Genomic DNA, 24123 nt, shown 5'->3' with positions numbered 1-24123 from the left:
GCGGAAAAGCTTCAACTCGACGGCCCGCACACTGTCATCTTTACAGGACCAACCTGGAACCGCCCGAAACGTACGCTAACAGCACATCAAAACCTATCAAGCAGAAGAACGCGTCATTGGGCAACCGGGAGTTCGTGCACCGGAACGGCGCATCGCGCCTTGGGATCGGCATAGAGCCCACCCAACGACACAATCCCGGCCCCGGCCTCTTGTACCCGCTTGCCGAAGGCCATCACCCAGATATCACGAGGCGGTAACACCGAGCATGCAGTGAACGCCGCCCTCCACCTAGTTCATCGCCCCAGGGTATTCGGTGAACGCCTGACCACCCGCCACCAGTTCGTCGGGATTGAACAAGTCCCGCAGTAACACAACCGCCTAACCGAGCACCTGGGCCTACTCCGCCAAGAGATCTTTAAGCTTACTGATTGCCGGCCCGAACCACTCCACAGCAGATCGGTAATAGCAGCAGCGACACCACCCCCGAGCGGGCAACGCCAGATAGCATGCTGAGCATGCTCCTTGGACGGCGGACAGCAGCCGAAACCGCCTAGTCACTGACAGTGGACTCCGACTGCCCAGTCCTGCCGAGCCACTCGGTGTAGGCCGGCAGCTCCGCGATAGTGCCGGGGGCTGCTCGCCAGGCAATGTCATACGTCAACCGATCACCGGCGCATAGTCGACCGTTTCGCGGTCTAGGAGTACAGATTGGTCGAAGAGCGGGACACCACAGCCGGTAGCGCTGTCAACAGTATCACCGATTGCCATCCCGACCCACAGTGGACGGCATCTATGGCAGCGCCGCAAGCATCAAGAACCGCTCTCGGCCAACGAAGTCAAGGCAAGACCGGCTCCTGGCACCCCCTACCGATGCTGGTGGTTCGCGCGCCTACATGGGGGATGCCTAGCGTCAGATTAAGGTTCCGTGGTTGATCTCGACCAGGCACAACAGAGGCGCCTGATAGCCCCGGAGACCGCCGGGCCAGCTGGCTCCCGCAACAAGGGCGGTCTCAAGCAGCGGCGATGGCCTGATGGTTCACCGTCGCGATGGACAGCGATGTGACTCCGGCAATAACGGAACAACCGACCGGGTCGCGCAACCACACGGCACGAAACACGGCCACCACCGCCAAGTCAAACAGGTTCAGCGACGGATGGATGGTGGCCAGGTGCGCACACAAAGCGTCGAAGTCGTCGACGGTGGCCCCCGGGACGCGTGCGGCACGCGCAACCACACGCACAAGCCACGAAGACACCCGCGGTCGTGACGTTGGACAAAGCGGTGCGGTGTAAACCGAGAAAAATCAGCACGTTACCCATTGTCTTTGTTTAGAATTATTGTCTTTGTTTAGAATTATTCGGATAAACGCAGCTACCGGGGTGGATCAAAGGGATCGCGGTGGTCACAGACGCCAGTTTCGGCCTCGATAAGGCAACCGCGAACACCCTGCCGTCCCTGGGTTTCAGGGGTAGCCTTGGAACGTCATGGGGATCCAGAGCACCACGCTGGCCAACGGGATCGGCAGAACGGTCATCGTGACCGAAGTCATAGAAGATAGCGTAGTCGAGGCGCCGGTGCGCCGTTCGAATCGGGTTGATGTGCTTGTCAACGACGCCGGTAGCGCATGGACATTGGAATCCGTCGCAAACGTTGACTGGGAGCATTGACGCTGGATGTATGTATATATGATAGATCCGCTCCGGGTCAGCTGTGCCCGGTTGACCAAGCTGATCGACAGCAGCGACGTCCTGATCATCATAATCACCTTAAATTGCAGCGATGGAAGTTTACCGACGGCGACGCTAGCTAAAACCGCGGTCAAGCCACGCCCAAAGCGCCTGGCACTGCACGCTATGCAACGTAGTATACGGGGAAAATCGGTGCGACTCACCGATATCGCGCCAGGCGCGGCCAAAACAAATTCTCGATGGCCCGATTCGCTGGTGGCCAGCAGCGCACGGACACGGTCTCGTCCGAACGACACCGCTGACGTGGTCCAAGCTATCGGGTTCATGACCTCACAACCTTCTCGCGTCAACGTGGACCAGACCATCGTCCGACCACACGAGCAAGCGTCAGCCACCCACTGCGCTAACCACCGGGTCTAGCAGTTCCTGAACCGCTCGTTGGAGTGCCCGACAAGGTGGGAGCACCCGGCGGGGTGGCCGGCGCGGTAGCGGGGATCTGGGTGGCCGGCTGATGCGCCGTTGGAGACGGTAGTAGCGCCGACATCCCCACCCAGGTGTTCCAGTCCACTGCCCAGTCCCAAATATCACCGTCGGCGTAGGACAGCTGGATCGAACTTCCGGTCACCTCAACCGGGTCACCATAGATCGCGCTGTGGTAGAATTGCTCGGCATCTCCCGTGGACAGATTGATACACCCGTTGGTGACATTGGTATTGCCCTGCGCTCCCAAGCTGGCCGGGTTGGCGTGGATGAATTCACCGTTGTTGGAAATCCGTACTGCCCAGCGTTCATACACATTGCTATAGCCGGCAGCCGGGTTGGACATGTAGAAGTCGGAGTATTTCTCGGTGACCACGTGGATGCCGTTGCGGGTCACGTTACGAGCCTGGTCAGCCTCACCGTAGCTACAAGGGAAGTCCATGATGACGCCGGCATCAGTTACGACCTGAATGCGATGCGACGACACTTCAGCCTTGACTACCTGGCGTCGACCAATCTGGATGTTCAACGATATGTCCTGCAGGCCGTATGCACCGCCGCCGAACGGCAGCCCGTAGAGTTTCGCGTCGACGTTGACGGTGGTGCCCGCCGGGTAATACTCGCGTGGACGATAGTGAATGCGGGCGCCTTTCGCCTCGTCAGGCAACCATGCCCAACTACCCTCAACGGGTGGGGTGGTAGTGACGGTCAACGCCTTTTCGACGGCAGCCTTATCGCTGATGGGCGCATCGAACTGGATGATGATCGGCGCAGCGACCCCGACCGTCTGGCCGTCGGCGAGCTGGAATCCTCCATTGATCTTCTTGACGGGGGTCACAGTGCTGAACTTGCCCGTTACCGGAACGGCCTTGCCGTCGTGACCGACAGCCGAACCGCTCCAAGTATAAGTCGTGTCATAGCCCAGCGGTTCGGTAATCGTGTAGACGGTGCGATCTTGGTTGAAAGCACCAGAAACGACCTTGCCCACTGGGTTAGTCAATGTGACGCGCTGGAACCAACCGTCGGCGATTTGGACACTGATCGGCGCGACCGGAATCACGTCATCAGTCGCAGTCGCCGGCTGAAACGTTAAGTGCGGTGCTGGCGTCGCCTTCTTCTCGGATTGTTTGATCGCACTGCTCGTGCAAGCGGCAAATAAGCTCGAAGCGAACACCCCTAGCCCAATAGCCGTCAAAGCCACGCGCCGATTAATCGGCTCCCGGTCTTGACGCGGGGTGGATACGCTCACGACACACAAAGATACTGGGCCAGGCGACTTCTCCCCTGTTCTAAAAACTTTCCGCAAAATACGATAACCCGTAAGCAATAGCTACAACACGCACCCGACCAGCGCAGGCTCAGGTTCGAGTGTGATACCAAACACATCGAAGACCCCGTTACGAACGATGCGGGCCAGAGTTACCACGTCTTCGGCGGTGGCGGCGCCGCGGTTGGTTAGGGCAAGCACGTGTTTGGTGGAAAGCCGGCATGGGGCTGCATCATCGGGATAACCCTTGCCGAAGCCAGCCCGCTCCACCAGCCAGCCAGCGGCCAGCTTGAAGCCGCCCTGCGCCGGATAATGCGGCACCGGCCCATCCACCATCTTGGCCAGCTCATAGTAGACGTCCGGCGCTACCACCGGGTTAGTAAAGAAAGATCCGACGCTCCAAGTGTCATGGTCTGCCGCGTCGAGAACCATACCCTTGCGAACACGCAGCGCCAGCACCGCCTCGCGCACCGCGTGGGGGTCGGCGTGCTGTCCACTAGTCGCGTCGAGTGTGGCCGCCAGCTCGCCATATTGCAACGGTGCGCTGCGCCCCGACGCATCGAGCTTGAACTCCACTTCCAGCACCACAGCAGGCGGCTGCGACCCTGACGGGTCAGCTTGCTTGAAAACGCTGGTGCGGTAACCAAAACGCAACTCGCAGGCGGGAACCCAACGAACCACGCCGCTACTACGCTCCAACAGCCGGACCCGAGTGATCGTGTCAGACACTTCTGCGCCGTAGGCGCCCACATTTTGCACCGGAGTGGCCCCAGCCGATCCGGGGATACCAGACAGACATTCCAGCCCGCCAAGCCCGTGCTCGATAGCCCTCACCACCACGTCGTCCCAGACCGCGCCAGCCTCGGCACGCACTAGGTTGCCGTCGATAGTGATGCCAGCATTGGCCAAGCGCACCGCGGTCAGGTCGGCCAGCGTGTCGGCAATCACCAAATTGGAGCCGCCAGCAAATACCAACAGCGGTCCAGCGCCCCCGCCGCCAGCTGGTACGTCTAGCTGTCGTATAACGTCAACTACCTGTTCGGTGCTGGCGCACGTGATAACCCGCTGGGCGACTGGACCGACCCGCAATGTGGTCAACGACGCAAGTGGCACCGCCTCTGCGACATGCGCGCCGGCAAAGAACGAACCGACAGCGCTCCGTTTCATGGCAAGTAACGGTAGACTGACCTCTTACGCCGCGATCATGCGACATGTACACCGGACTACGAAGGCAATGTCGAAGACGTTTTCAAGCATTAAGCGAGGCGAACTACTGGCAGGCCCGACTGGCTAAGGCCGCAGTCGACGACAGGCGGCTGGACGTCGATGCGGGTGGGGGTGTTGTTTAGCAAAGACGAGACCAGAAAGTAGTCGAAGTAGTCATCGTGCAGGTGATGCGCAGTCACAACCTACCGGACCTGGTCACACAGGTACACCGAGGCGGCCTATAGGATTAGACGTGAGAAGACCCCAGAGTCCAATCGCCGATGGCGTCGCGACGGCGTCCATTGTGGGATCTATCTAGAATACTCTAGCCAACTTGTCGGGCATTGCGGTGCTGTCACTGATCGACGGAGTCCAGCGGAGCCCGGCTGAAACTTCAGGTCATCGTTCAGAGTGCGAATCCCCATTATTGGCGGCCAGTTCGAGAAAGATCATCGGCACCCAGTTGGGCCACGTTGGTGAGACTTAAACAGGGTTTCACCACGATGTGGATCGCGAAGAGCGCCTGATTCGCTACCAGCGCAACCTACCTACCGCTTTCCACCAGGTCCAGCCTTAGACGGCCCGACGGAAGCAACCGCCGGACCTATCCAGAACAGCCCCGCTCTCCCACGCAAGCGGGAAGTCACCCCTACCTCACGCTGTAAGCGCAGCGCATCGTCTCCAGGCCTAAGCTTACGCACATGCGAATCGCATTGGCGCAAATCCTCAGCGGAACCGATCCGGGAGCAAATCTGCGGCTGGTGCGAGAGTACACCGGCCGGGCCGCCGACTCCGGCGCGGCACTAGTGGTCTTCCCGGAGGCGACCATGTGCCGATTCGGTGTTCCACTGGGACCGGTCGCTGAGCCCGTCGACGGACCCTGGGCCAACGGTGTGCGACGAATAGCAACCGAGGCCGGCATCACCGTAATCGCCGGAATATTCACCCCCGCTGACGACGGACAGGTAATGAACACGCTGATCGCGGCTGGCCCCGGGACACCCAACCAGCCGGACACCCACTACCACAAAATCCATCTCTACGACGCGTTCGGCTTCACTGAGTCCCGGGCGGTCGCAGCCGGGCACGAACCGGTGGTGATCACGGTAGACGACGTCCAAGTTGGTCTCACCATTTGCTACGACATCCGCTTTCCGGCGCTGTACACCGAGCTGGCCCGCCGCGGCGCACAACTGATCGTGATCTGCGCGTCATGGGGCTCCGGTGCTGGCAAACTCGAGCAGTGGACGTTGCTTGCCCGCGCCCGCGCGCTTGACTCGATGAGCTACGTCGCCGCAGCCGGTCAGGCTGACCCAGGCAGTGCCCTAACCGGCTCGGAGCCCAGCTCAGCCGCGCCGACCGGAGTAGGCGGCAGCCTGGTGGCCTCGCCGTTAGGTGAGGTGGTGGCGTCGGCTGGCACCGAGCCACAGCTGGTCGTCGCCGACATCGACGTCAACAACGTGACCACGGCCCGCAAGAACATCGCTGTACTGCGCAACCGTTCACATTTTGCTTAGGTTGAAAGGGCACAATCACGTAGGTGACCAATCCGCAAGAACCACCGAATGAGAGCCCGTCGATGTGGACGCGTCTCGGCTACCGGGGTCTCCTCGGCCATCCGCAAACTCCGACTGAACGGACGAGGCCTGGTGAGTCTCCGACTACGCTCGGCCAGCTGACGCAGCAGACCAAGCAGATCGGAGGAGGGAATGCGGAGGCACCGCGGGCGAGGAACCCACTACCGCGCACCACACCCCCGGCCCCAGCAGATCAGCTGACTGCGCCGAAAAAAGAACCAGCACCAAAGAAAACCCGACGACGCTTGCTTCGCGACCCACTCACCATCGTCCTGATCTTGATCATCGTGGTTGCGCTCGTCACCAGCGGGCTAGTCGGAGCCGAATTTTTTGCCCGCCACACCGCGAACAACAAAGTCGCCCAGGTGGTGGCCTGCGAGGTCAAAGATCAGGCCTCCGCAAAGTTCGGTGTGACACCGTTACTGCTGTGGCAGATCACTACCCGACATTTCACCAACATCTCTGTGGAAACCGCAGGTAACCAGATTCGTGATGCCAAAGGCATGAAGATCGCAATAGACATGCAGAATGTGGAGATCAGAGACACCCCGACTGCGAGGGGCACGATCGGCGTGTTGGATGCCACCATCACCTGGTCATCTGATGGCATCAAGCAATCGGTGCAGAACTCGATTCCGGTACTTGGCGCCTTCGTCACCAACAATGTGACCACTCACCCCGCCAATGGCACCATCGAGCTGAAAGGAATGCTGAACGACATTGTGGCTAAGCCGGTGGTGTCTAACGGTGGCCTGCAGCTACAGATCATCAATTTCAATACATTAGGCTTCTCGTTGCCGAAAGAGACCGTGCAATTCACCCTGGACGATTTCACCGCCAACCTAACCAAGAACTACCCCCTGGGCATCCACGCGGACAGCGTGGAGGTCACGTCGACCGGCGTGATAAGCCACTTCTCGACCCAGAACGCCAATATTCCCCCCAGTAACGGCGGTCAGGACCCCTGCTTCGCTAACCTCTAAGCGCGTTATGACGCCCAGCAGTCATCGGCAGACCTGCTCAGGAAAAACAAGAAAAACGACTTAGGGTGGGCAGAGCCCATCCAACACTGCTCGAGTGGAAGACAGGCCCAACCTTGTGGCACCAGCGTCCAGCAGTGCAATCGCGTCAGCGGCGGTACGGATACCACCACTGGCTTTGACCCCTAGCCGGCCCCCGACGGCCTCGGTCATCAGCGCGACGGCGCGCACCGACGCTCCCCCAGCGGGATGAAAACCAGTCGAGGTCTTGACGAAGTCCGCACCGGCGGCTTTCGCGACACGACACACGTCAGCAAGAGTACGTTCGTTTGCCTGGCCCAACAGCACCGCCGACTCCACAATCACCTTGAGCACTACACCGGTTATAGCGGAGCGCACCGCCTCGATATCGGACCGCACCGCATCGAGGTCTCCAGCCAAAGCAGCACCGACGGCGATGACCATGTCGATCTCAGTTGCACCGGATGCTACGGCCTGGGCTGCCTCTCGCGCCTTGACCATGGACACGTGCTTGCCCGACGGAAACCCCACCACCGTAGCAACCTGCAAACCACCCGCGCCGGCTTCAACGGCAGCCGGCACCATCGACGGCGAGACACAAACTGCGTAGACGCCCAGCTCAACAGCTTCGGCAACAAGAGCAGCCACATCAGCATGGGTCGCCTCGGGCTTGAGCAGGGTATGGTCAACCAACGCCGCCAGCTGTTTCCGAGTAGGTTGGCCCGGCACTACCGCGGTCCCTCGTCGGCTTGCTGTGTTCCTTCGGATATACCGGGATTGCAGCCGGCAACGAACATCTCGAAGTCATCGATGGCGGGACGCCATGGCTCGAGATTCGAGCTTATCTTGCTGGGCTGCACGAATTCGACGAACTGTCCGCGACAGATGAACTGTGCGCGCATGCCCGCGGTGTCGGCGTCCTCGGCGTCCGGAGACAGCGTGAGGACCCCGCTCCACGTTTCGTCGGCGGCAGCTACACCGAGCTGCATCGCAGAGGCACGCCCAGAAAGTTTCGGGTCGAAGCACAAGCTGATAAGGCTTCTCCAACGTGTCCATTCGGTGTGGTCAACAAAAGGAGGGACATACGACAGCCTCAAGAGGCTAGACATGCCAGTGCTCGGATCGACCACAACGGGGACTGTACGCTACTAGCGAGCCCAATACACCAATAAAGTACCGTCGTCTACGCGGCCGAGATAACAGTCATGGGGTTAGCGCGACTTGCCCTGGATATCGAGCAGCTTGGGCCGTACGTCAACCAGATAGACCCCAGAGGCACAGGAAGCTATCGCTATGCCAAACACACCGAAAACGAAGCCTAGGATAGAGGTCAGCGCCACAGCTGCACCGAGGATCACTAACCACAGCGGTTTTGTCAGCTTGTCAGCGGCGGTATAGGCGTCGGGTCGTTGCAGCGCTGCATGCACAAACGCGTACACCGTCGTCATCAGAACGGCGAGCTGCAAGACCAACATGACAGTACCCACGAGGTGGCTCATCCTTTAAGCGTATGCGGGTACCGCACCAAACGTCGACTCCAAGTCGCCGCCAAGGCAACTCGGAGTCAAATACGTTACGGGTCCGCACCACCCCACCAGGGTAACTCAGAACCTGAACCTACTTCTGTGTGACCTTCTTAGCCGGAGCCTTCTTCGCAGGCGCCTTCTTGTCGGGAGCCTTCTTCGCAGGCGCCGCCGCCTTCCCGGGTAGCTCGATGCCGACCAGCTGGGCTGCGCGTCCACCAACCGCGCGGGTCTGCGATGCGACAGTACCCAGCGCCTCCTGGGTCAACTCGACAGCCTGGTCCACATAACCCTCGGCACGTGTCGACGCGTCCTCGAAGACCGGCTGGCTGCGTAACCGCTCCAGGGCGGCCGCGCCACGCTCGACTAGCTCGTTGTACCGGCTGGTAGCGGCCTCTAAATAGCCCTCAGCGGCCTTGCGCAACTCGTCGGCGGTGAACTTCTCACGCAGCTCGCTAAGGTGTTCGGGCAGATCCTCCTGCAGTTTGGCCACACGAGCGCGGCTTTCCTCAACGCGGCTCCGGATGTCGATGCGAGTTTCTTCGGCACGTTCACGCATGTTGCCGATCAACTCGTTAACGGTGGCCAAGGCCAAGTCTGTCGCGCCCAGCGCTGCCAACAATGGCGCACGCAGGTCGTCGACGTTCGGGTTTTCAGCCATGGTGATTCCTTTCATAGATTTTTGTCGTTATAGGCGTCAGTCATGTCTAGTCCGGGAAGTTAGGCCAAGCGTCGGCTCCGCTGGGAGGAGTAGTCAAGACTCGCGGATTGACATTCTGTTGACCAAGTAATCGGGCTGGACCCACCATGACCTAAACAGGGTCGCCCTTTCTCGGGTAAACCGGCAGCTAGTGGGCTATTCCCACCAGCCTCAGCAGATTGCGAACCAACCAGGCTGGTCACTCGTAGTAGTTATTGGGTCTCGGTGGGACACGCCTCAAGGATGGATTCCTTTTGATTTAGGTAGAGGCATAAAGGTCGAGCAAAACCTGCTTCTGCCGCTCGGTGATCGCCGTATCGGTGATGATGGCGTTACACATTTGACTGGTCTCATTGGGCTCAAGAAGTCGGCTAACGGCTTGCGCAATCCGCGCTCCACCGGGCTCAATTACGGATTACTGACGCCGGACTGTTCATCAAGTTTCCGCACCGAGATTTACGCCGTCTCACGCTGCGTTTTGATAAAACTACCGATATCAGAGGCAGAGGTGGACACCTTGGCAGAAAGCTTTTCGTCTGACACCACCGACGCACCTCCTTGCGCCCGATAGTCGATACCTAATGATACTAGCATGCATAACAAATCCATTATTCAGAACAACATTTGCGCAACGGTGTAGATCGCTAGTCCGGCCAGCGCCCTCACCACGGTGACATTGATCCGAATAAACTGCAGTTCACGACCGTGTGCAATTCGATGCGTCGGCTGGTTTCTTCGGCGTATCAGCACTCGATCGTCTCGGTGATGATCGCGATGATCTCTACGCCATATTGCAAAGCCAGATGCTGGGTTGCCCGCACCATCCAGTTGTCGACTTTGCCTCGCAGGTAGGCAGCATCACACAGTGATTCCTCGATCCGAACCACGGTGCCAGCGATGCGAGCGCACAACGCGCCAGACGGGTCGGCCAACCCTTCTGGACCCCAGGCACCAGCTCCTCAACGTCTGCCACGCGGTTGCCGATCTCATCGCGCGCCATCAACTGTTCCTGGACCGCACAGGCGCGCGCAATAATGGCAGGTTGATGCTGCAGATCGTCGGCGAATTCGAGCAGAAATCGAATCACCAGACGACGCGATCCGTGGTCGGGGGTTGCTACGCAACTTATCGGTGAAGTCCACCAATCCACAATTGATGTGGTCGTCACAACACGATGAGGTAACCGACAAGATGATCGATGAAGCGCAGCGACCTACTCGGTGAGTCACGCTCGACCACCCGCTGGATGATCTCGCCGGCGTCCAGCAACCAATGAAACATCTGTTCGAACAACATCTGGATCAGGGCCTCTACCGGTTCTCGGGGAACAGGGACACCAGTACCCGGCCCCACCACTGACCTCATTGCGGTTCAGCGATGCAGCGTACGATCATCCAATCGAGCACCTGTTGAATGTCCTTGTCATGCAGTAACTCCGCCAGCATACGCAGCACCGTCGCCGCCTTGGTCACCACGCACCGGGCATGCGATGTTTCCGACAGCCACCTACCAAGTCGGCCCTGTACCTGCGCGTCGCTCAGCTTGGTCTCTACGAACTGCAGCGACAAGAAGATCTGTGTCATCAAGGTTGACAAGGTCCTGTATGCCGCCACACACCACCCGCTATAGTCGGAGCCAGGTTACTGTAACCACACTGTTCTCCGAGCCCTTGTGCGCATAGAGCCCACGCCAACGGCGGGCCATAATATCGAGTGCGTCTAGTGAATGGGAACCAGAGGACAGTGGCAGAGCATATCCCGACTGTGGCCGCCAAGACGGATGGCCGCAAGCGGCGGTGGCACCAACACAAGGTAGAGCGCCGCAACGAGCTGGTTGACGGCACTATCGATGCGATTCGCCGGCAGGGTCGCTTCCTGAGCATGGATGAAATCGCAGGGAAGATCGGGGTCTCCAAGACCGTGCTTTACCGCTATTTTATAGACAAAAACGACCTGACTACAGCGGTGATGATGCGCTTCGCGCAAACCACGTTGATTCCCAACATGGCCGCCGCGCTGTCAACGAATCTGGATGGCTTTGATCTGACTCGTGAAATCATCCGGGTGTATGTCAAAACCGTGGCGGCTGAACCCGAACCGTATCAGTTTGTGATGGCGAACAGCTCGGCCAGCAAAAGTAAAGTGATCGCCGACTCCGAGCGGATCATTGCGCGCATGCTCGCAGTCATGATGCGTCGCCGCATGCAAGAGGCTGGCATGGACACCGGCGGCGTGGAACCCTGGGCTTACTTGATAGTTGGCGGCGTGCAGCTTGCCACCCACTCGTGGATGTCGGACCCACGGATGAGCGCCGACGAGCTGATCGACTACCTAACCATGCTCAGTTGGAACGCACTGTGCGGGATCGTCGAGGTCGGCGGATCGCTGGAAAAGTTCCGTGAACAGCCACATCCATCACCGATCGTCCCACCACGAACACCCTAAGCGGTTCCGTTGCGGATTTAGGCTTGAGGAATGTCCGAGGTGAGCGTTGGTTCGCGGCTGAAGTTGTGGGCATAAGCACTTCGCACTATATTGAAGTTGACTGATCCTGGCCGTGGTGAATGTCACGGGCTTACATATAGCCAACAACCTGTATGACCCTCACGTCAGCACCGACAATGCCTTTGCCTGCGTGCCCGCTACGCTCCTCACCCAGTGCTGTTGGAGATGCTCAGCCGCAGCATACTGCGGCTAGCGATTGTACATCTATTGATGAATTTTATCTAACTGGCAATCCTGCTCACGCTGACGTGGACCCGCAGCAGTCCTCGTATTCAGCGGCGTCGCTCTTACTCAGTGTCGCTTACAAAGCATCGACGCTGCGGTTAAAGAGACATGGCCTCGGTGAACCCGACATTTTCGTTGTATGGTCCCCGCTAATGGTGTGCGGAACGTACTACTTGGCTTAGCGGTGGACGCAGGCAGTTGAGACGTCGCACTGGCCTCGGTTTCCTACCTAATGGTTTGTTGAGCACGACGGTTCTGATGAGTAAGCATATCGACAAGATCCCCCTACGACCGACCGCTCGGCATCGCGACGTTCCCGGTCCTTCTTGGCGAGGCTCGCGCTAGCGTGATGACGCTGGCCAAGATGGTCGGGTTCTACGTACTGATCACAGTCGCTGTCGCGGTAGGAGCCAGGCCGTGGTCCGCATTGGTTCTTGTTGATGGCGCCGCCTCGTCTGGTGAATGGCATGACCGTATTTCTTCCGTCGGCCGAAACCCAACCAGCCGCCTCCGGAGTTTCCGGCGGGGCCGGTGTAGTACGCCGGGTTGGCGTAGGTGCACGTGCGTCCAGCCAGGGGACCGCTCGTCGTGGACCTCACGATCGGCACCGTCCTGCACGCATTGTGAATCGCATCGACTGTTGTGATGCTATGTCGAACGCAGCGTAGACGACTTGAGCCATTTGAACGGTTAACATGCAGAGGATGCATCGGGGGCCCAAGCCAGAGTGTGTCTTTTGCCGCGCCATAAACGCCTCCGGGACACAGAAAGGCTCAATTACCGTATGTCCGTGCAGCTAACGCCGCATTTTAGAAACGTACAAGCCCACTACGACCTATCTGACGACTTCTTCCGACTGTTCCTTGACCCCACCCAGACCTACAGCTGCGCGTACTTCGAGCGTGACGACATGACGCTCGAGGAGGCGCAGCTCGCCAAGGTCGATCTAGCGTTGGGAAAGCTCAAGCTTGAGCCCGGGATGACGTTACTGGACATCGGCTGCGGTTGGGGCGCCACCATGAGACGCGCGATTGAAATATACGACGTCAACGTTGTGGGCTTGACGCTGTCCGAGAATCAAGCCGCCCACGTTCAGAAGACATTCGATGAAGTAGACACCCCCCGAACCCGGCGGGTATTGCTGGAGGGCTGGGAGAAGTTCCACGAGCCCGTCGACCGCATTGTCTCGATCGGTGCATTCGAGCACTTCGGCCGCCAACGCTATGCCCGTTTCTTCAAGATGGCCCACGAAGTCTTGCCGGCCGATGGCGTGATGTTGCTGCACACCATCGTCCGTCCCACCTTTAAAGATGCCAGAGCGCGAGGCATAACGTTGACCCACGAAATTGTTCACTTCACCCAATTCATCTTGGCTGAGATCTTCCCTGGTGGTTGGCTGCCAACAGTCCCGACGGTAGACGAACACGCCACTGCGGCCGGTTTCAAGTTCACACGGGTCCAGTCGCTGCAGCTGCACTACGCCAAAACCTTGGACTTGTGGGCTGCCACACTTGAGGCCAACAAGGACAAGGCGATTGCCATCCAGTCTGAAGAGGTCTACGACCGCTATATGAAGTACCTAACTGGGTGCGCTAAGCTGTTCCGCGATGGGTACACCGATGTTGACCAGTTCACATTGGAAAAGCAACCAGCAGCCGCAAGACGACATTGAGTCACCCGCTTAACCGTCAACAAACCGCCACGGATTTAACCCCATAAATATAAACCCCAGATCCGCGCGTGGGTCTGGCGTCAGCCCTATCGCTTGCTAGCTTGTCGCGAGATTACTGCCTCAGTGATGGACTTCGCCACGTTGCCGATGATTTTGCGGAAGAAGTAACAGCACCCAGTTAGGTACTTCATATAGCGGTCGTAGACCTCTTCAGACTGGATGGCAATCGCCTTGTCCTTGTTGGCCTCAAGTGTGGCAGCCCACAAGTCCAAGGTTTTGGCGTAGTGCAGCTGCAGCGACTGGACCCGTGTGAACTTGAAACCGGCCGCAGTGGCGTGTTCGTCTACCGTCGGGACTGTTGGCAGCCAACCACCAGGGAAGATCTCAGCCAAGATGAATTGGGTGAAGTGAACAATTTCGTGGGTCAACGTTATGCCTCGCGCTCTGGCATCTTTAAAGGTGGGACGGACGATGGTGTGCAGCAACATCACGCCATCGGCCGGCAAGACTTCGTGGGCCATCTTGAAGAAACGGGCATAGCGTTGGCGGCCGAAGTGCTCGAATGCACCGATCGAGACAATGCGGTCGACGGGCTCGTGGAACTTCTCCCAGCCCTCCAGCAATACCCGCCGGGTTCGGGGGGTGTCTACTTCATCGAATGTCTTCTGAACGTGGGCGGCTTGATTCTCGGACAGCGTCAAGCCCACAACGTTGACGTCGTATATTTCAATCGCGCGTCTCATGGTGGCGCCCCAACCGCAGCCGATGTCCAGTAACGTCATCCCGGGCTCAAGCTTGAGCTTTCCCAACGCTAGATCGACCTTGGCGAGCTGCGCCTCCTCGAGCGTCATGTCGTCACGCTCGAAGTACGCGCACGTATAATCCCATCATTAAATCTAAAAATAATGAGAAAAACTCATCCGAAACACCATAAATAGATTTAGGGCTCTTCGTAAAAGAGTGTTAACTCGGTCATGTTCAGCAAAAACTTCTCATTTGTTAAACTGGTGTAGTAGTGTCTTTTTTGCAACAACTGTCATACCACTCGGCGTACACTTGCGATTAATCTCGACATCTTTCGGCGCTCACGAACTCGGCAAGAACCGCGCGGGTGGACCCCATGCTACTTCAGTACGTATAAAAACCCCGACCCGACTTTTTACCTAACAGGCCCGCCTCGACCATACGTAGCAACAGCGGCGGCGGACCGTAGTGCGGTTCTTTAAATTCTTCGAACATCTTGTCCGCGATTAGTTTTAGGGTGTCCAAGCCAACGAGATCGGAGAGCCGCAACGGGCCCATCGGGTGCGACAGCCCAGCAACAACAGCCTTGTCGACATCTTCGATGGCGGCAAAGCCAGCCTCGACCATCCGGATCGCCGACAGCAAATACGGCAACAACAGCGCATTGACCACAAAACCAGACCGGTCCGAGCAGCGCACCACTTGCTTGCCAAGCACTCCGCTAGCAAACTCTTCGGTGCGAGTGGCAGTGGCTTCATCGGTGACCAACGTGCTGACCAATTCGACTAAGGATAGCACAGGGACCGGGTTGAAGAAGTGCAGACCCAGGACTCGTTGTGGGTTCTTGGTGGCCGCAGCGATTTTCATGATCGGGATGCTGGAGGTGTTTGACGCGAGCACCGCATCGGGATCGGTAATGATTCGGTCGAGTTCGGCGAAGACCTCCGTCTTGACGGCCTCGTCCTCAACAATGGCCTCAATCACCAATTGCCGGTCGACCAAGTCACTCAGGTCTGTGGTGAAGGCCAGATGGCCGAGAGCGCGGTCGCGCTCGTACTCTGTCACCTTGCCCGTGTTAACGCCACGCTCCAAGGACTTTACAATGCGGTTGCGCCCCGCGGTGATCAAAGCGTCAGTGGTCTCGAACACCGTAACGCTCACACCGGCACGAACGGCAACCTCAGCGATGCCTGACCCCATCTGCCCCGCCCCGACAACCCCTACTCGCTGGATCGCTTCATCACTCAACTGTTGTCTCTCCAGAGTCCGTATTGTCCGTTCTACCGCAAGAGGCCCCACCCACGTTCGCTGAGCGAGGCCTAAGCTGTCAAACTCATCTCAGCCCTTCGGGCATAAATCGCAGCGAAAAACCAACAAAATATCGCACCAACTCCATGCCTAGCATAACCCCAGTCATGCTTAGAGGACCCCCACTCAATCGGTTTTACCTCGTCTTCGCAGACTTACGCCCGCTCATCCTCGGTGAAACTAGCCCTCTTCGATGGAACCGGTCAGAGCGACCATCGACGAATGCGAGTCAACCGTGGTGGCGATGCCGATCAAAGTAGCCGGCACCAACCTCGTACTGGCGCACGGTAGCTGTGTAATCACGCTCCTCGACTGCAAACTAGCGCTCCTGCCACCCAACCTAGGCGGTGATCTGGTTACGGGCATAGTCCTATAGTCGTCATGGGCGAGATCGAACATCGAGTAATTCAATGCATGGAAGCCGGCCCGTAATGGAATGAAACTTGAATCACATTGCGACAAGATCCTTCTGGAACTTGGCTATAGTGCTGTCGTCAATGTGTTGCTTCCAATTGCAACGATGACAAGCAATCATACGCCAGCCTCTGGTCCGGGCAGGAATGACCGATTCGGAGAATTTCTGCGCAAGCTTGAGGTCCGGGGTGCCGATCTCCATCCAGATCAAATCGACGAACGGTGCATGGACCTTCGATCGAGCGATGCAGAGCTCGATGCCGTTCTTGGTGCGGTGGAAACCATCCTTAGCACGCTCGCCGGTGATGAACAGCCGGTCACGCTTGTCAACGTCGGAGGTTAATCAGGGGGCAACCTCGGCGCCGATATGGGCAATCATGACAGTCGGCACGTCTACCGGGTCAGACACGAGCCGAGCAGACATCAAATACGGATGTGCTGCTGGGTGGGAATCATAACCTTGCCACGCAAGGGAGCACATCATCTTCTCAGAGGCCAGCTGGTATCCCAGTGCTAACCAGCGACACCCAGTGGCGATCAAGGCCTTCTACAACTCTAAAGCGTTGAGCACACTACCGAAGCAAAACCTCACCGTCCGCGACGATCGGCGCGAACCAGTTCTCCACCGAGGTGTCACCCTCAGCCTTGGCGATTTTGGTCGGCGCTCATCCGCGGGACAGCCATGTTGCCAATCAAGGCACCGAGCGCGTTGACCCATTTCCAGTCGTGCAACTGTTCCCACAACAGTTCCGCGCCATGGCGGGCTAGCGTGTGTTCCTCAACAACGCTGCCCTGCAGGGCGACCATGTCCGCGGCGATGCTAGGTAACGAGTGACATACTTCCAGCGCGACTTGTGTCCCAGTCGTGCTGAATCCGCTCAGCGCTCTTAGGGGTGCCAACGACAGACAGTTAGCCTGCTCTTTTAACGGTGTTTCTTGCTCAGGTACTGCTGCATTGGTGGTACCGTACCGCTGCGAGACAGTGCTAATAGCCCAGCATTCACTGCTGCGCTAATTCGACCATGGCACAGCCTGCTTTCCCAAACCCACCTGTTTAACTTACAAATTTCGGTCACGACCTCAGGAGATTGTGCGAATTTTACAAAAGATCAAAACCGCTAAACATTTCAGAAACTACCGTTCAGTAACCACTGATTCACAGGTCAACCAAGTATTTGCCAAGAGTTCCCCGGCTTGCGGTTTCACCATAGTGCAAAAATGGCGGCGAGGGCTTTCGTTTCGTCGCCAACCGCGTATGTGAGCGTTATAACAGAGCGGTCGACCAAGCCAGGACCGAATCGATCGGTCGAACCAGCAGGGTGAACGTGCGAAACGATCTCCAACTTGTCGCCCAGCGCAACGGGCGCCTCATGTTCGATGGTGGTGCGTAGCGGCCCTTTGAGTAGTTCGGAGTGAGACACCAAATAGTCCTCAATCACGCTCCAGTACACCGCATTGTTCATGTGGTCGAACAAGTCGATATCAGTTACCCGCACCGGGAACTCGTGGATTTCCGACGCATCGTCACGGCTACCTGGCTTCAAATAGCTCTTCCACCGCAGCCGATCGATGGACGTGGTCCTGTGCAGGCCCCCCAGGAAGTCGTCGGCGATGCGCGCCGGCATCTGAGTTTCCCGGTTAATGTTGATCCAGAACGCCTCGGACTCGATGAGGCCACCCTTGCGCCCATCAATACGGACACGCATTTCACACCACCGGTTCGAGGTGCCCGAACACCACCGACGCAGCCGCAACATTTCCTGGAACTCAATCGGACGGATCAAGTCAACCATGGTGCGGCGCACAATCCACAGTGGGTGGGTCTCCTCGAACCCCATCTCGCGCAGTTGATCCTGACCAATGTCTTGGATGTGCCGAGCACCTGCGTCTAATCGTAGCCGACCGGTGCGGTCGATGTCCCCGACGCGAAGCGGCCATTCACGTTCAAACACATCGGGATGACCTTCGGGAACCGGCATCATTATTTTGTCCAAGCTCACGGTATCGGCCCCGTTTCCTACTCGTCCACACCCCAGGTTTAGCCCCGCACCGAATCATGCCAAACGACGTCTGTCACATACCAGTCGAACACGAAACGTGACTTCTGTGCGAATTCGGCAAATTGTGCTTTAACGACCAAGGAAAAATAATTGGATGTTCAAGCCGTTCGTCGGCCCGTATGTTCGCCAGTTGCGTAGTGAGCGCAGGTTCCGTGAGGACGAACTGGCCCAGATACTGGAGGCCTCGCCAAGCTACCTCAATCAGATCGAGTACGATGTTCACTCGACCTACTGTGGGTGTATTGCTGCGCATCACCGAGGTGTTAGGGGTGGACGCGACCTTCTTCGCCCCTCACGACGATACCCGGCTAGCAACCAAGCTGCGTGAGGTGACGGTGGACGGCGATGCTGGATATCGACATCGAACCGCACGAAATCGCCGACATGGGAAATGGTCAGTGCCCATCCGCGCAGTGGTCAACCTGGACGGACGCTATCGATTCACCACTGCGCAGATAGCCGCCACGACCAAGGAACGGTTCTCCGAGGACAACGGTAGCGAATCGATCACCATGTCGCACAAACACGAAGAAGTTCGTGACTACACTCTAACCAACGCCAGAACTACCTACACGAGCTAGCCGCAGCAACCAAAACCTAACGTCCCAGACGCGGCCGCATCCCGGCCACTTGGCCCACAAGCTGACCCGGTGACTGACTGGCCGCACTACGGAGGCTACGCGCTTTCGCGTGACAGTATGTTGCACTGCTACGACCCCACGACCAACACGTTCGAAATCAACAACCGTCTCATCATTGGGTCAACAGGTATTAAAGATGGCCGCCGAACTTAGCGTATCTCGAGTTCGGCGCTCTGATCGACCACGTGGTTACAGAAGGCAAATTCACCAGTGACGAATCGCATACCTTGGCCCGAGCTTGGGTTGGCCAATTACTTACTTCGCCGTAGCCGTAGTGCTGCCCTACCGCCATTGCCATTCCACAACGTGGCGGAGAACGTCCGCTACGACGTAAAGCAGCTGTCAGCGTTCTACTAGGTAAGCTACAAGAACACCACGCACCGGTTGCCAACGTTGCAACAACCATCCGATACGGGGGATGTGTTCTTTTCGTTCGTCCGCGTCGACCGAGCAAGCAACACATCAAAAATTGATTTTACCAACGGTTTTCACTTCTCCGCCAGCAGAGGGACCTGACCACTATGGAATGTTTACGAACGTTCGCCAACTCGGGCAGGATCTTTTGGTGCAAATCGCCCAGATGCCCGACGGGCGTATCTAGATGTACTAGATGTAGGTGGCCCGAACCGTCGAGTGCCTAGCCGCCCCCGGTATGATCAGCCCGCTAAAGCCTTCACGATTGATTGAGCTGGGTTGCGAATTTCCTCAGGGGCACCGGCTCGTCTACTCGGAAGGACTCGACTTGTCAGGAGATCTAGGGAGGCTTGGGAATATCGCTAACCAATCGGCGCACGTGGGTCGTGCCTGCGAACGTAACAACTGTCCTCTGCGGGCGTTCCCCGCTTGAAGGCAGGCATCCAAGCTCGACGAATACCGCGGCATGATCTCTTCGTACTCGGTGAAACACGCGTGAGCGGCAGTACTGGCACCGGCCCGGTCGGTCGTATCCCATCCGGTGGCCTGCGTCAGCTGGGACCGATCAACTGGGTGATCGCCAAGTTGGCCGCGCGCTCACTTCGCACATCCGAGATGCATCTATTCACCATCCTGGGACAGCGCCAGCTGCTGTTCTGGGCATGGCTGATTTATGGCGGCCGACTGCTGCGGGGAAGACTGCCACGCACCGATACCGAGTTGGTAATCCTGCGGATCGCACATCTGCGCGCTTGCGAATACGAGCTGCAACATCATCGCCGCATGGCACATAAACACGGTCTGGATGCGAACCTACAGGCTCTAGTCTTCGCCTGGCCTGACGTTCCGGCAGACGCTGGGTTAAGCGTCCGACAACAGGCCCTGCTGGCCGCAACGGACGAGTTCGTCAAGGACCGAAAAATCACTAGCGGTAGCTGGCAACAGCTGAAAACTCACCTAGATCGACGTCAGCTGATCGAATTATGCATGCTCATAAGCCAATACGACGGACTCGCGGCGACGATATCGAGCCTCGACATCCCGTCGGACGACGTGAACTAGCCTGACGCTAAGGCGTGTGGCTGCTCGGTGGCATGCGAGTTCGGATTGGTGGCGCCGAAGTGTAGTTTATGTGTGCGTCCTGTTGTGGGTGGGTTGCGAGGTGGTGGGTGTCGCGGTGGTTTTGGTGGGTGAGTTGTGATTGTGATCGGTGTAGTGCCGGTCTTGGTGAGTTGATCGGGCGGTGCATTTTGGGAAGTAGGTGGTGTCGGGTGTGTCGCAGCGTTGTGAGTTGATGTGATCGATTGCTAACTGTTTGGGTTGGGTGCCGTTGACTATGATGCGTGAGGTCACCAACGAGGGGCGGCTCGTGCGGTTACGGATCGCTTTGCTGGGTGTTGCACCGATTCGACGCCAACTGTGCTGGTGCACAAGCTGAATCGGGTTATTTAGCGCGCCGTGCCTAGCTATGCAGTGAGCAGCGGGCCCAGCGACTGAAAAGGCCGGCCAGCTGGCCGCGGTGGGCAGTTGCGTACGGTGGTGGAAGCGTTGCTGGCCAAAAAGTCAAAAAGTACAGTCCCGAACACATTGCTGGGGTGTTGGCCAACGACCTCTCCTGACCGGCCCGAAGATGCAGGTACCTCACGAAACGCTGTACAAGGCGTTCTTCGTGCAAGGACGCGGGAAACGACATCAGGTGTTGGCCGGCATGTGTGCACACTGGGTGGGCGTTAGGCACACTACGGGCACAGCGCACCAAAACCGGGCATCGCCATATTCTGGGTATGGTCACCATCGGTGAGCGTGCCGCCGAAGCTGCACGACCGTGCGGTGCTCTAAAACATTGGGCGGGCGATTTAATCATCGGCAAAAACCAGGCCCCCCCACATCAACGCCCTGGCCGAACACAGTATCGGGTTCGTGCAGCTGCGCCACCTGTCTAAGGGCCGCAGCACTGATGTGGTCGCTGCGGCCATGATCACCACACTCAACGCTTTACCGCAGAACCTCGGTAAAACCCCCGGCTTGGGATCAGGGCCTCAAGACGGCTGCTCATAGCCGCATCACCTGTCAAGCACAACCGATCTACTTTTTGCGACCTCACTCACCACCACAACGCGGCAGCAACGAGAACACCAGCGATCTTTTACACCACCTACTTCCCAAAATGCACCGCCCGATCAACTCACCAAGACCGGCACTACACCGATCACAATCACAACTCACCTAAAAGAGTCGCAGCGCTTGCAATTTCGATTCTTGAGTATTGTTATAGCGTTCTGGCTATGTGCGTTTGCTACCAAATATGGTCGATAAGATCAAAGCGATTATTCATGCAGTAAAGTGTGCTCGATGTCGGCGGGATCTCGTGGCAGTATATCGACGACGCCACTCCACTTAGAAGACGACAAACCACATGGCAATGTAGTGGAAAATCGCCGCGATCGCGGTGGCAGGCGTGGAAAACTCGTGGAAGCTGAATCTGGCTGCCATGGGTTGGGCCAGCACAGCCCGTAGAGAATGTCGCCGACAAACAACAACATCATGGCGGCTACCCCGGCATTGTGCAGGGCCGTTCCGGTTTACCACACAGCCACCCAAACCAGCAACGGTAGGATGACACCCTCACCCAGCGCGGTGCCGACGGCCAGCACATCTTCAGCAGAACGCCGTCCAGCTCGCCGCCCCACGCGATCCACAGCACCACTCGCCCTAACTCAGACGGCATGGCCAGCAGTGCGAGTGGCGTATAGTTCCCGCGATGAACACGAAAATCATCGAATGATCCAGCCCGCCTCATCTATTTCTGAGCGGTAGCGGGTTTCCAGTTGATGCGATGATTAGGTGGTGCTGACGCTGAACATCAGCACCGTGGCCGCGGTGTAGGTAAACGTGACAAGCTCGGCGCGGGTGAATGCCACCGGCCTACTAGACCGCAACTAGTGATGCGCTCGCACAGGCAGCGATTACCACGTAATAAACGTGGATCCAGCCTTGAAAACGAGATTTGTGGCTAGGTTTGGTCAGGACGCGGGCAACGCATTTTACAACCTGAGAACAGCATTAGTCGGCACCGAATCTGGCGATTAAGTTTCCACATTGCTGACCATGCCGACCTGACCGTTCATTTCCTCTGTCTGCTTCCCCACGTTGAGCTGCCATTGACCGATGTGAATCACAGTAACCCGGCATGTTTATCGGATAGATCCTACATGACATAGCCGGAAATGCAGACCGGACTTTGTTGCTTGCCACAGTAGGGTAGATGTTCGTGGAGATCATTCCGCCAAAGCTAAAAGAGCCTTTGTATGCACTCTATCAGTTGCGGCTGCGACAGGGTCTGGCGGCCTCGGAGTCCCGACTTCCCCGCCACATCGCGGTCCTGTGTGACGGAAACCGGCGGTGGGCCCGCGACGCTGGATACGACGATGTCAGCTACGGCTATCGGATGGGCGCAGCCAAGATAGCTGAAATGCTACGGTGGTGCCAAGAAGCCGGCATCGAAATGGCCACCGTTTACCTGCTATCCACGGAAAACTTGCAACGCGATCCCGATGAACTGGCCGCACTAATCGAGATCATCACCGATGTGGTTGAAGAAATCTGCGCACCTGCCAACCGCTGGAGTGTGCGTACCGTCGGCGATTTGGAGCTGCTTGGCGAGGAACCAGCCTGTCGACTGCGCGGCGCGGTGGAATCCACACCGGGCGTCGCACCGTTCCATGTCAATGTCGCAGTGGGTTACGGAGGTCGCCGCGAGATAGTCGGAGCGGTACGTGCGTTGTTGGGCAAGGCACTCGCCAACGGCGCCACCGCCGAGGAGCTTGTTGAGGCGGTGACAGTTGAGGGCATTGCCGAAAACCTGTACACCTCTGGTCAACCTGACCCCGATCTGGTGATCCGCACCTCAGGGGAGCAACGCCTGTCCGGGTTTTTGCTGTGGCAGAGTGCGTATTCAGAGATGTGGTTCACCGAAACGCATTGGCCCGCATTCCGGCGGGTCGATCTCCTGCGTGCACTGCGTGATTACAGCATGAGACACCGCCGGTACGGCAAGTAGCGGCCGGCGGCTAGGGTCTTAGTAGCCGGGTCACACGTGACACAGACACAATGGATGCGTGGTTGCGCTGTTTGTGGCGCTATTCGCGCTCAGCAGGTGGCTAGGATGTAATTTACTGGCTCGTGATCCGCGCAAGCTTGTGCTCACATTGGCGGCGATTGTACGGTGCGGATTCGCGCTGCTAGTAGCGTCGACATGGTGCAGACCGTAAGTGTTGCGCACACTCAGCTGCCTAGTCAGCTCGAGATCTACCTGGCTGTCCTGCCCCGGCTTTGGCGTGGTCACCCAGTACTCGTAGAGCTATCCTGGCCGCCCTGCAACAGCTCGGGCAGCGGGCCACCATCACCGCGGTAGTGCCGACGCTGATTGGTGCACTCACCCTGCTCGGTGCGACAATGGCCGGCAATATCAACAGCCCGCTGCGGGCCGGGTTCACTGGCCTGATGTGTGCGGTGATCTCGATATCCGTACTGGGTGCCATGGCCACAGCGATACGACAGCCTACCCAGCCCTGTACTGGTTGGCCGCAATGGTCTCGGACTGGTAAGCGTAGCCACGCTATATCTTTGTACTAAGCAACGCGATACTGATTATCCCGCTCGGCCTGGCCCCCGGCTGGTTTGGTCTTGGCGCCCCAC

The 24123-nt window shown here is 58.0% G+C and carries 20 protein-coding genes and 7 pseudogenes; 11 read left to right on the top strand and 16 right to left on the bottom strand.

Annotation, left to right across the window (positions count from 1 at the left end; translation table 11 throughout):
• Window positions 1-96: 96 nt before the first annotated feature.
• Window positions 97-1130, bottom strand: a pseudogene (locus MLPF_RS16835) (hypothetical protein); the annotation flags it as partial.
• Window positions 1113-1235 (bottom strand): annotated as a pseudogene (locus tag MLPF_RS01780) (cell division protein ZapE); the annotation flags it as partial. The pseudogenes MLPF_RS01780 and MLPF_RS16835, both read right to left, overlap by 18 nt.
• Before the next feature lie 250 nt (window positions 1236-1485).
• On the opposite strand from MLPF_RS01780, the gene MLPF_RS01775 reads away from it, so the two are divergent.
• Window positions 1486-1668, top strand: a complete 183-nt coding sequence (locus tag MLPF_RS01775; protein ID WP_050039351.1) for a hypothetical protein — start codon at window positions 1486-1488, stop codon at window positions 1666-1668.
• 424 nt (window positions 1669-2092) lie between these two features.
• Here the strand turns inward: MLPF_RS01775 and MLPF_RS01770 are convergent, their stop codons facing one another.
• Window positions 2093-3496, bottom strand: a complete 1404-nt coding sequence (locus MLPF_RS01770) for a L,D-transpeptidase (protein WP_420329655.1) — start codon at window positions 3494-3496, stop codon at window positions 2093-2095.
• Window positions 3497-3499: 3 nt separating this feature from the next.
• The gene (locus MLPF_RS01765) at window positions 3500-4603 is read right to left on the bottom strand and encodes a UDP-N-acetylmuramate dehydrogenase (protein ID WP_045843835.1); all 1104 of its coding nucleotides are present in this window, start codon (window positions 4601-4603) and stop codon (window positions 3500-3502) included.
• A 740-nt stretch (window positions 4604-5343) separates the two neighbouring features.
• On the opposite strand from MLPF_RS01765, the gene MLPF_RS01760 reads away from it, so the two are divergent.
• Entirely contained in the window at window positions 5344-6159 is an 816-nt protein-coding gene (locus MLPF_RS01760; RefSeq protein WP_045843836.1) for a carbon-nitrogen hydrolase family protein, read from the top strand.
• Between the two features lie 23 nt (window positions 6160-6182).
• The gene (locus MLPF_RS01755) at window positions 6183-7202 is read left to right on the top strand and encodes an LmeA family phospholipid-binding protein (protein WP_045843837.1); all 1020 of its coding nucleotides are present in this window, start codon (window positions 6183-6185) and stop codon (window positions 7200-7202) included.
• Window positions 7203-7262: 60 nt separating this feature from the next.
• Here the strand turns inward: MLPF_RS01755 and deoC are convergent, their stop codons facing one another.
• The 6 genes and pseudogenes from deoC to MLPF_RS01725 all read right to left on the bottom strand — a co-directional run.
• On the bottom strand, window positions 7263-7949 hold the full coding sequence (gene deoC / locus MLPF_RS01750) for a deoxyribose-phosphate aldolase (protein ID WP_045843838.1): 687 nt from the start codon (window positions 7947-7949) through the stop codon (window positions 7263-7265).
• A complete protein-coding gene (locus tag MLPF_RS01745; RefSeq protein ID WP_045843847.1) occupies window positions 7949-8329 on the bottom strand; it encodes a DUF2599 domain-containing protein in 381 nt (126 codons plus the stop codon). Before MLPF_RS01745 ends, deoC begins: the two co-directional genes overlap by 1 nt.
• Window positions 8330-8431: 102 nt before the next feature.
• Window positions 8432-8719 (bottom strand): DUF2516 family protein, encoded by a 288-nt coding sequence (locus MLPF_RS01740; RefSeq protein ID WP_045843839.1) that lies wholly within the window; start codon window positions 8717-8719, stop codon window positions 8432-8434.
• 118 nt (window positions 8720-8837) lie between these two features.
• Window positions 8838-9404 carry a heparin-binding hemagglutinin HbhA gene (gene hbhA / locus MLPF_RS01735; protein ID WP_045843848.1) on the bottom strand — a complete coding sequence of 189 codons (567 nt, stop codon included), beginning with the start codon at window positions 9402-9404 and terminating at the stop codon, window positions 8838-8840.
• A gap of 251 nt (window positions 9405-9655) precedes the next feature.
• Window positions 9656-9989, bottom strand: a pseudogene (locus tag MLPF_RS01730) (transcriptional regulator).
• Window positions 9990-10055: 66 nt separating this feature from the next.
• Window positions 10056-11038, bottom strand: a pseudogene (locus MLPF_RS01725) (DUF445 family protein); the annotation flags it as partial.
• A 147-nt stretch (window positions 11039-11185) separates the two neighbouring features.
• Here MLPF_RS01725 and MLPF_RS01720 point away from each other — a divergent pair.
• Both MLPF_RS01720 and pcaA read left to right on the top strand, forming a co-directional pair.
• Entirely contained in the window at window positions 11186-11887 is a 702-nt protein-coding gene (locus MLPF_RS01720) for a TetR/AcrR family transcriptional regulator (RefSeq protein WP_045843840.1), read from the top strand.
• A 1069-nt stretch (window positions 11888-12956) separates the two neighbouring features.
• Entirely contained in the window at window positions 12957-13844 is an 888-nt protein-coding gene (gene pcaA / locus MLPF_RS01715) for a cyclopropane mycolic acid synthase PcaA (RefSeq protein WP_045843841.1), read from the top strand.
• A gap of 86 nt (window positions 13845-13930) precedes the next feature.
• Here pcaA and MLPF_RS01710 read toward each other — a convergent pair.
• A pseudogene (locus MLPF_RS01710) lies at window positions 13931-14780 on the bottom strand (cyclopropane mycolic acid synthase family methyltransferase).
• Window positions 14781-14972: 192 nt separating this feature from the next.
• Window positions 14973-15836, bottom strand: a complete 864-nt coding sequence (locus MLPF_RS01705; protein ID WP_045843851.1) for a 3-hydroxybutyryl-CoA dehydrogenase — start codon at window positions 15834-15836, stop codon at window positions 14973-14975.
• 253 nt (window positions 15837-16089) lie between these two features.
• On the opposite strand from MLPF_RS01705, the gene MLPF_RS16830 reads away from it, so the two are divergent.
• A complete protein-coding gene (locus tag MLPF_RS16830; protein ID WP_420329656.1) occupies window positions 16090-16272 on the top strand; it encodes a hypothetical protein in 183 nt (60 codons plus the stop codon).
• A gap of 72 nt (window positions 16273-16344) precedes the next feature.
• On the opposite strand, the gene MLPF_RS16825 is transcribed toward MLPF_RS16830, so the two are convergent.
• From MLPF_RS16825 to MLPF_RS01695, 3 genes are all read right to left on the bottom strand, one after another.
• On the bottom strand, window positions 16345-16557 hold the full coding sequence (locus tag MLPF_RS16825; RefSeq protein ID WP_427901952.1) for a hypothetical protein: 213 nt from the start codon (window positions 16555-16557) through the stop codon (window positions 16345-16347).
• A gap of 392 nt (window positions 16558-16949) precedes the next feature.
• Complete coding sequence (locus MLPF_RS16820; protein ID WP_420329657.1) at window positions 16950-17117, bottom strand: hypothetical protein; 168 nt, start codon at window positions 17115-17117, stop codon at window positions 16950-16952.
• Window positions 17118-17512: 395 nt separating this feature from the next.
• Window positions 17513-18310: an acyl-[acyl-carrier-protein] thioesterase gene (locus MLPF_RS01695; RefSeq protein WP_045843852.1), complete on the bottom strand. Its 798-nt coding sequence runs from the start codon at window positions 18308-18310 to the stop codon at window positions 17513-17515.
• 154 nt (window positions 18311-18464) lie between these two features.
• Between MLPF_RS01695 and MLPF_RS01690 the strand changes: the two are divergent.
• From MLPF_RS01690 to MLPF_RS01680, 3 genes and pseudogenes are all read left to right on the top strand, one after another.
• Window positions 18465-19924: pseudogene (locus tag MLPF_RS01690) on the top strand (short-chain fatty acyl-CoA regulator family protein).
• Window positions 19921-20487, top strand: a complete 567-nt coding sequence (locus tag MLPF_RS01685; RefSeq protein WP_045843853.1) for a carboxymuconolactone decarboxylase family protein — start codon at window positions 19921-19923, stop codon at window positions 20485-20487. Before MLPF_RS01690 ends, MLPF_RS01685 begins: the two are co-directional and overlap by 4 nt.
• An 858-nt stretch (window positions 20488-21345) precedes the next feature.
• Complete coding sequence (locus MLPF_RS01680) at window positions 21346-21483, top strand: hypothetical protein (protein ID WP_175266300.1); 138 nt, start codon at window positions 21346-21348, stop codon at window positions 21481-21483.
• A gap of 339 nt (window positions 21484-21822) precedes the next feature.
• On the opposite strand, the pseudogene trhA reads toward MLPF_RS01680, so the two are convergent.
• Window positions 21823-22476, bottom strand: a pseudogene (gene trhA / locus MLPF_RS01675) (PAQR family membrane homeostasis protein TrhA); the annotation flags it as partial.
• A gap of 220 nt (window positions 22477-22696) precedes the next feature.
• On the opposite strand from trhA, the gene MLPF_RS01670 reads away from it, so the two are divergent.
• Together MLPF_RS01670 and MLPF_RS01665 are read left to right on the top strand one after the other, a co-directional pair.
• The gene (locus tag MLPF_RS01670; protein ID WP_045843854.1) at window positions 22697-23485 is read left to right on the top strand and encodes a (2Z,6E)-farnesyl diphosphate synthase; all 789 of its coding nucleotides are present in this window, start codon (window positions 22697-22699) and stop codon (window positions 23483-23485) included.
• Between the two features lie 272 nt (window positions 23486-23757).
• Window positions 23758-24060, top strand: a complete 303-nt coding sequence (locus MLPF_RS01665) for a hypothetical protein (protein ID WP_050039360.1) — start codon at window positions 23758-23760, stop codon at window positions 24058-24060.
• Window positions 24061-24123: the final 63 nt, after the last annotated feature.

The sequence above is a fragment of the Mycobacterium lepromatosis genome (assembly GCF_000975265.2).
Lineage (GTDB): Bacteria > Actinomycetota > Actinomycetes > Mycobacteriales > Mycobacteriaceae > Mycobacterium > Mycobacterium lepromatosis.
The sequence above is the reverse complement of the archived record's forward strand: the minus strand, read 5'-3'. Positions and strand labels throughout refer to the sequence as shown.

Excerpts from the sequence above, each read along its gene's own strand:
- MLPF_RS01775 (WP_050039351.1), top strand. The coding sequence starts at position 1,486 with ATGGGGATCCAGAGCACCACGCTGGCCAACGGGATCGGCAGAACGGTC.
- MLPF_RS01765 (WP_045843835.1), bottom strand. The coding sequence starts at position 4,603 with ATGAAACGGAGCGCTGTCGGTTCGTTCTTTGCCGGCGCGCATGTCGCA.
- MLPF_RS01760 (WP_045843836.1), top strand. The coding sequence starts at position 5,344 with ATGCGAATCGCATTGGCGCAAATCCTCAGCGGAACCGATCCGGGAGCA.
- MLPF_RS01745 (WP_045843847.1), bottom strand. The coding sequence starts at position 8,329 with ATGTCTAGCCTCTTGAGGCTGTCGTATGTCCCTCCTTTTGTTGACCAC.
- MLPF_RS01740 (WP_045843839.1), bottom strand. The coding sequence starts at position 8,719 with ATGAGCCACCTCGTGGGTACTGTCATGTTGGTCTTGCAGCTCGCCGTT.
- hbhA (WP_045843848.1), bottom strand. The coding sequence starts at position 9,404 with ATGGCTGAAAACCCGAACGTCGACGACCTGCGTGCGCCATTGTTGGCA.
- pcaA (WP_045843841.1), top strand. The coding sequence starts at position 12,957 with ATGTCCGTGCAGCTAACGCCGCATTTTAGAAACGTACAAGCCCACTAC.
- MLPF_RS16830 (WP_420329656.1), top strand. The coding sequence starts at position 16,090 with ATGGAACCGGTCAGAGCGACCATCGACGAATGCGAGTCAACCGTGGTG.
- MLPF_RS16820 (WP_420329657.1), bottom strand. The coding sequence starts at position 17,117 with ATGGTCGCCCTGCAGGGCAGCGTTGTTGAGGAACACACGCTAGCCCGC.